The sequence below is a fragment of the Streptomyces sp. NPDC002935 genome (genome assembly GCF_040611295.1).
GTDB lineage: Bacteria > Actinomycetota > Actinomycetes > Streptomycetales > Streptomycetaceae > Streptomyces.
This window is the reverse complement of sequence record NZ_JBEXNW010000064.1, coordinates 21,221-27,908: the sequence shown is the minus strand read 5'-3', so window position 1 is coordinate 27,908 and position 6,688 is coordinate 21,221. Positions and strand designations below refer to the sequence as shown.

Annotated in this window: 6 protein-coding genes and 1 rRNA gene; all 7 read left to right on the top strand. The window is 67.1% G+C overall.

What is annotated here, in order from left to right:
• Positions 1-91, top strand: a 5S ribosomal RNA gene (gene rrf / locus ABZX90_RS42665); the annotation flags it as partial.
• A 163-nt stretch (positions 92-254) separates the two neighbouring features.
• Positions 255-863: a CDP-alcohol phosphatidyltransferase family protein gene (locus tag ABZX90_RS42660; protein WP_351134477.1), complete on the top strand. Its 609-nt coding sequence runs from the start codon at positions 255-257 to the stop codon at positions 861-863.
• A 116-nt stretch (positions 864-979) separates the two neighbouring features.
• Complete coding sequence (locus ABZX90_RS42655) at positions 980-3,475, top strand: mannose-1-phosphate guanyltransferase (protein WP_351134475.1); 2,496 nt, start codon at positions 980-982, stop codon at positions 3,473-3,475.
• A gap of 98 nt (positions 3,476-3,573) precedes the next feature.
• Positions 3,574-4,482 carry a DUF881 domain-containing protein gene (locus ABZX90_RS42650; protein WP_355213594.1) on the top strand — a complete coding sequence of 303 codons (909 nt, stop codon included), beginning with the start codon at positions 3,574-3,576 and terminating at the stop codon, positions 4,480-4,482.
• On the top strand, positions 4,479-4,811 hold the full coding sequence (locus tag ABZX90_RS42645) for a small basic family protein (protein WP_003988855.1): 333 nt from the start codon (positions 4,479-4,481) through the stop codon (positions 4,809-4,811). The genes ABZX90_RS42650 and ABZX90_RS42645 overlap by 4 nt, the downstream gene beginning before the upstream one ends.
• A gap of 5 nt (positions 4,812-4,816) precedes the next feature.
• Complete coding sequence (locus tag ABZX90_RS42640; RefSeq protein ID WP_351134471.1) at positions 4,817-5,662, top strand: DUF881 domain-containing protein; 846 nt, start codon at positions 4,817-4,819, stop codon at positions 5,660-5,662.
• Positions 5,663-5,723: 61 nt separating this feature from the next.
• Positions 5,724-6,680, top strand: coding sequence for an FHA domain-containing protein (locus ABZX90_RS42635; protein ID WP_351134470.1), 957 nt, complete (start codon positions 5,724-5,726; stop codon positions 6,678-6,680).
• Positions 6,681-6,688 lie beyond the last annotated feature (8 nt).

Here is a 6,688-nt window from a genome sequence, read left to right as displayed (position 1 = left end):
GCCCGGTTACATTCCGAACCCGGAAGCTAAGCCTCACAGCGCCGATGGTACTGCAGGGGGGACCCTGTGGGAGAGTAGGACGCCGCCGAACTAAAATTAGAGCTCCGGCTCTCGGGAATTCATCCCGAGAGCCGGAGCTTTTTTGTTTTCCGCCAGAGTTTTCCCGATGACGCCTCCCCCTCTGCGCTGCTGCGTCAGGGCTGCGGGTAAGGTCAGGGGGCATCGTTGGCTCGTTTCCCACAGGAGGCCCCCGGGTGGAGGTCCAGGAGACCCGTGTTCAGACGGACCGGGTCCTCACCATCCCGAACATCCTCAGCATGGCGCGTCTCGTCGGCGTACCCATCTTCCTGTGGTTGATCCTCAGGCCGGAGTTCGGTGGTCCCAAGAGTGACGGCTGGGCGCTGCTCATCCTCATGCTGAGCGGTATCACCGACTATCTGGACGGGAAGCTCGCCCGGCGCTGGAACCAGATCAGCAGCCTCGGCCGGCTACTGGATCCCGCGGCCGACCGGCTCTACATTCTGTCGACGCTTGTCGGGCTCACCTGGCGCGAGATTCTGCCGATCTGGCTGACGGCCGCTCTTCTCGCACGCGAGCTGGTTCTGCTGGTGATGGTGTGGATCCTCCGGCGTCACGGCTATCCGCCCCCGCAGGTGAACTTCCTCGGGAAGGCGGCCACCTTCAACCTGATGTACGCCTTCCCGTTGCTGCTGCTCAGTGACGCGAGCGGCTGGATCGCGACAGTCGGCGCTATTTTCGGATGGGCGTTCGCCGGATGGGGTACAACCCTCTACTGGTGGGCAGGAGTCCTCTACGTGGTGCAGGTCCGCCGGTTGGTCCGGGCGGACACCATGGCCGATTGAGCTCGGCCCGATTGGGCGGCTGCAGTGCCCCGATGGCCCCCGCTCGAAAACTGCGGGACAATCAGGACGGGTGAAGTCGGCTGTACCGTCGTCTCTTCAAGGAGGACGCTTCCGACATGAAGGCCGTCGTGATGGCCGGAGGCGAAGGCACACGCCTTCGCCCTATGACCTCAAGCATGCCCAAGCCGCTCCTGCCGGTGGTGAACCGCCCGATCATGGAGCATGTGCTCAGGCTGCTCAAAAGGCATGGGCTCAACGAGACCGTCGTTACCGTCCAGTTCCTGGCCTCGCTGGTCAAGAACTACTTCGGTGACGGTGAAGAGCTCGGCATGGAGCTCACTTATGCCAATGAGGAGAAGCCCCTCGGTACCGCCGGGAGCGTCAAGAATGCCGAGGACGCGTTGAAGGACGACGCGTTCCTCGTCATCTCCGGTGACGCTCTCACCGACTTCGATCTCACCGAACTCATCAATTTCCACAAGGAGAAGGGCGCGCTCGTCACCGTCTGTCTGACGCGCGTCCCCAATCCACTGGAATTCGGCATCACCATCGTGGACGAAGAAGGCAAGGTCGAACGCTTCCTGGAGAAGCCGACCTGGGGCCAGGTCTTCTCGGACACCGTGAACACCGGCATCTACGTCATGGAGCCCGAAGTCTTCGACTACGTCGAGGCCGACGTCTCCGTCGACTGGTCCGGCGACGTCTTCCCCCAGCTGATGAAGGAAGGCAAGCCCATCTACGGCTATATCGCCGAGGGCTACTGGGAGGACGTGGGCACGCACGAGAGCTATGTGAAGGCCCAGGCCGACGTCCTGGAGGGCAAGGTCGACGTCGAGCTCGACGGCTTCGAGATCTCCCCCGGCGTGTGGGTCGCCGAAGGCGCTGAGGTACATCCGGACGCCGTCCTGCGCGGCCCCCTCTACATCGGTGACTACGCGAAGGTCGAGGCGAACGCCGAAATCCGCGAACACACCGTCGTCGGCTCCAACGTCGTCGTCAAGAGTGGCGCGTTCCTGCACCGGGCCGTCGTGCACGACAACGTGTACATCGGTCAGCACAGCAATCTGCGCGGCTGTGTGGTCGGAAAGAACACCGACATCATGCGCGCCGCCCGCATCGAGGACGGCGCCGTCATCGGCGACGAATGCCTCGTCGGTGAAGAATCGATCATTCAGGGCAACGTCCGCGTCTATCCGTTCAAGACCATCGAGGCCGGCGCCTTCGTCAACACCTCGGTCATCTGGGAGTCGCGCGGCCAGGCCCACCTCTTCGGCGCTCGTGGCGTCTCCGGGATCCTGAACGTCGAGATCACCCCGGAGCTGGCCGTGCGCCTCGCGGGCGCCTACGCCACGACCCTCAAGAAGGGGTCCACCGTCACCACGGCGCGCGACCACTCCCGAGGTGCTCGCGCGCTGAAGCGGGCGGTGATCTCGGCGTTGCAGGCCAGCGCCATCGACGTACGCGACCTGGAGAACGTGCCGCTGCCAGTGGCCCGTCAGCAGACCGCCCGGGGCAGCGCGGGCGGAATCATGATCCGTACGACGCCCGGGGTGCCCGACTCCGTCGACATCATGTTCTTCGACGGGCAGGGCGCCGACCTGTCTCAGGGCGGGCAGCGGAAGCTGGACCGGGTGTTCGCGCGGCAGGAGTACCGGCGCGCGTTCCCCGGCGAGATCGGGGACCTGCACTTCCCCGCCAGCGTCTTCGACTCGTACACGGGATCGCTGCTGCGGAACGTCGACACCACCGGTATCGCGGAATCCGGGCTGAAGGTCGTCGTCGACGCCTCCAACGGCAGTGCCGGACTGGTGCTGCCCAGCCTGCTGGGCAAGCTCGGTGTGGACTCCCTGGTCATCAACCCCGGTCTCGACGAGTCCAGGCCGACCGAGACGGCGGACACACGGCGGGCCGGCCTGGTGCGGCTCGGCGAGATCGTGGCGTCCGCGCGGGCCGCGTTCGGAGTGCGTTTCGACCCGGTGGGAGAGCGGCTCTCGCTCGTCGACGAGAAGGGGCGGATCGTCGAGGACGACCGGGCCCTGCTCGTGATGCTCGACCTGGTGGCAGCCGAGCGGCGCAGTGGGCGAGTGGCGCTGCCGGTCACCACCACACGGATCGCCGAGCAGGTGGCGGCGTACCACGGCACGCAGGTGGAGTGGACGACGACGTCGCCGGACGATCTGACACGGGTCGGCCGCGAGGAGTCGACGATCTTCGGGGGTGACGCGCGCGGTGGCTTCATCATTCCCGAGTTCAGTGGTGTCTTCGACGGCGCGGCCGCGTTCGTACGGCTCATCGGTCTGGTGGCGCGAACGCAGCTCACGCTCAGCCAGATCGACGCGCGGATTCCGCGCGCGCATGTCCTCAAGCGGGACCTCGCTACTCCGTGGGCCGTGAAGGGGCTGGTCATGCGCCGGGTCGTGGAGGAGGCGGGAGACCGCTTCGTGGACACGACGGACGGTGTAAGGGTCGTGGAGACGGACGGGCGCTGGGTGATGGTGCTGCCCGACCCGGCCGAGGCCGTCACCCATCTGTGGGCGGAGGGCCCGGACGACGCTTCCGCGGAGGCGCTGCTCGACGAGTGGGCGGCCGTTGTGGACAGCGCCGGCCGCTGAAACCACGTTCACCCGTGCGTGTCGGACAAGTGTCCCCAAGGGGGCCTGTCCGGCACGCTGGTGGGGCCATTCGGAGGTAGCACCCGCGACGTGCGACGATGTGCGGCATGCCGCAGCAGCCCCCCGTTCGGAGCAGCGCTCCGCGCCCCCCGCGCCCGGACGCCTCCATGTCGCTGCTCACCAACGTCATGGATCACAGCCTCGACGACGGGTATGCCGAGGCGGCCGCCCGCAGGGAGGCCGAGGGCACCAGTGGCATGCCGAAGACGGTCCGGGCGAAGCTGGGTCTCGCCGCCGGGCTGGTGCTCGCCGCGCTGGTGGTCACCGTGGGAGCGGCGAACGCGCGGATAGCGGCTCCTGTCGTCGCCAAGGAGCGCCAGGAGCTGATCGACCGCATCCAGCGCGAGACGACGGCCGCGGACAAACTGGAGAACAGTGTCGACACCTTGCGTGGCGATGTCAGCGCCCGCCAGCGCGAGGCGCTGAAGAAGGACGGCGGCGGTGAGCAGGCCGACCTCGTGAGCATCCTGTCGGGTGCCACCGATGTGCACGGCCCGGGCGTGAAGCTCGTCGTGAACGACGCCAAGGAAGCCAGCACGGGCGGCGACGGCAGCAATCCGCGGGAGACCTCGGGGTTCTCCGACACCGGACGCGTGCGGGACCGTGACATGCAGCGCGTGGTGAACGGCCTGTGGGAATCGGGCGCCGAGGCCATCGCCATCAACGGACAGCGGCTGACCTCCCTGTCGGCCATCAGGGCCGCGGGTGACGCGATACTGGTCGACAACAAGCCGCTCGTGCCGCCTTACACGGTGCTCGCGGTGGGGGACGGCCAGCGGCTCAGCACCAGGTTCCAGAACAGCGCCGACGGGCTGTATCTGCACGCCCTGCAGCAGAACTACGGCATCCGGACCAGCATCTCCGCCGAGGGCGACGTCCGGTTGTCCGCCGCACCGAGTGTGATCGTACGTACAGCAGAGCCGAGCACAGAGAAGGGCACATCGTGATCGCCGTACTGGGCCTCGTCGTGGGCGTCGTGGCTGGATTGTTGGTCCGGCCCGAGGTTCCGGCGGTTGTCGAGCCTTACCTTCCGATCGCCGTCGTGGCGGCGCTCGACGCCGTGTTCGGAGGGCTGCGCGCGATGCTCGACGGCATCTTCGACGACAAGGTCTTCGTGGTCTCGTTCCTCTCGAACGTGGTCGTCGCCGCGCTCATCGTCTTCCTGGGGGACAAGTTGGGCGTGGGTGCCCAGCTCTCCACGGGTGTCGTGGTCGTCCTCGGTATCCGTATCTTCTCCAACGCCGCGGCGATCCGCCGGCATGTGTTCCGGGCGTGAGGACCATGGACAAGAGCAACGAGGACGAAGTCCCCGAGAACCCGCTGCGCAGAGAGCTGCCGGAAGAGGTCCCCGCGGCCGAACAGGAGCCCGCGCCGGAGAACTCCGAGGAGAACGGCGAGCCGTCGCTTTCCGGCCGTCAGAGGCTGGGCAAGGGGCTGTGGCCGCCGCGGGTGTCGCGCGCCCAACTCATCGTCGCCGTGCTGCTGTTCGGGCTCGGCTTCGGCCTTGCCGTCCAGGTGGCGTCCAACAGCGACGGCGACAGCGCCCTGCGCGGAGCGCGCCAGGAGGATCTCGTACGCATCCTCGATGAACTCGACAACCGAACTCAGCGTCTTGAGGACGAGAAGCAGGGTCTCGAGGATCAGCGCACCGAGCTGGAGAACAGCTCGGACCAGGCCGAGGAGGCCCGCAAGCAGACGGTCGAGAAGGAGAAGCAACTCGGCATTCTGGCGGGCACCGTGGCCGCTCAGGGACCCGGTATCAACCTGACGATCGACGACACGAAGGGGACGGTCAAGGCGGACATGCTGCTCGACGCGATCCAGGAACTGCGCGCGGCCGGCGCGGAGGCGATCCAGGTGAACGGGGTGCGCGTGGTCGCTGATACCTATCTGTCCGACTCCGGAAGCGGGGTGAAGGTCGACGGGAACAAGATCACCCAGCCCTATCGTTTCAAGGTCATCGGCAAGCCGCAGGACCTGGAGCCGGCGCTGAACATCCCGGGAGGCGTGGTGCAGACACTGGAGAAGGAGCAGGCCACCGTCACGGTGGACCGCTCGACGAAGATCGTCGTGGACGCCTTGCGACCGGCGGAGCGGCCTGACTACGCTCGGTCGTCCTCCCGGTGAACGGGGGCCGCGTGGGGACCGCCGGGCCAGGGCATGAGGTTGCGGGGGGTCGGCGCACCGAATGGGTGGTGCGTGGTGGAAACTGTCTGGTGGATACGGACGTTGTGAGGATGTCCGGGTCGACCGGTGTGTTCAATCAGGGTTCGTCCTGCCCCACGGGCGGGTCTGTTTCGGTCAAGGGGAATCGCCCGTGAAGTTGTTTGCGAAGTTGTTCGGCAAGAGCGCGCGAGAGGGCAGTGGCGACAACGCGACTGCCCGGCACCGTGCACCGCGCCAGGGAGACGCGGAGGCGCAGAGCGGCGACCGCCCGCTGTTCCGGGACCAGGTCTCCGGTCCCGGTGGCCAGGGCGCGTCGTCTGTTGACCCTGCCCAGTCCGGCCGCATAGGTTTCGGGGAACCGTCAGCCTCAAGCACGGGTGGAGGGTTCGCCTCCGATCCGTATGCGTCCCATGCCCCTGGTGGGCAGCCGCGGCAGGAGGATCCGTCCATGTCGGCCCAGGTGTGTACGAGGTGCGGGAACCGCAACGCGGAGAACAGCCGGTTCTGCTCCAACTGCGGTGCGCCGCTGCGGGGCGTGCCGGAGCGTCCGTCGGAGACGACGTCCACGATCTCCATCTCCGGCATCGAGGCCTACGACGCCGAGGTGACGGGCCAGACGGTTTCGCCGATGCTCTCCCCGGAGGCTCAGGCGGCGGTCGACGCGCTGCCGGTCGGCTCGGCGCTCCTGGTGGTGCGACGCGGTCCGAACTCGGGCAGCCGCTTCCTGCTGGACGGTGAGCTGACCACGGCCGGGCGTCATCCGCAGAGCGACATCTTCCTCGACGACGTGACCGTGTCGCGCCGTCATGTGGAGTTCCGTCGTGTCGCGGACGGTTCGTTCACGGTCGCCGACGTCGGCAGCCTGAACGGCACCTACGTCAACCGGGAGCGGATCGACCAGGTCCCTCTGTCGAACGGTGACGAGGTGCAGATCGGCAAGTACCGGCTGGTGTTCTACGCGAGCCAGCAGGGCATCTGACCCTCCCC

What these genes read in the sequence shown, in the direction of transcription:
- ABZX90_RS42635 (WP_351134470.1), top strand. Translation starts at nt 5,724, where the DNA reads ATGGGTGGTGCGTGGTGGAAACTGTCTGGTGGATACGGACGTTGTGAG.
- ABZX90_RS42650 (WP_355213594.1), top strand. Translation starts at nt 3,574, where the DNA reads ATGTGCGGCATGCCGCAGCAGCCCCCCGTTCGGAGCAGCGCTCCGCGC.
- ABZX90_RS42640 (WP_351134471.1), top strand. Translation starts at nt 4,817, where the DNA reads ATGGACAAGAGCAACGAGGACGAAGTCCCCGAGAACCCGCTGCGCAGA.
- ABZX90_RS42655 (WP_351134475.1), top strand. Translation starts at nt 980, where the DNA reads ATGAAGGCCGTCGTGATGGCCGGAGGCGAAGGCACACGCCTTCGCCCT.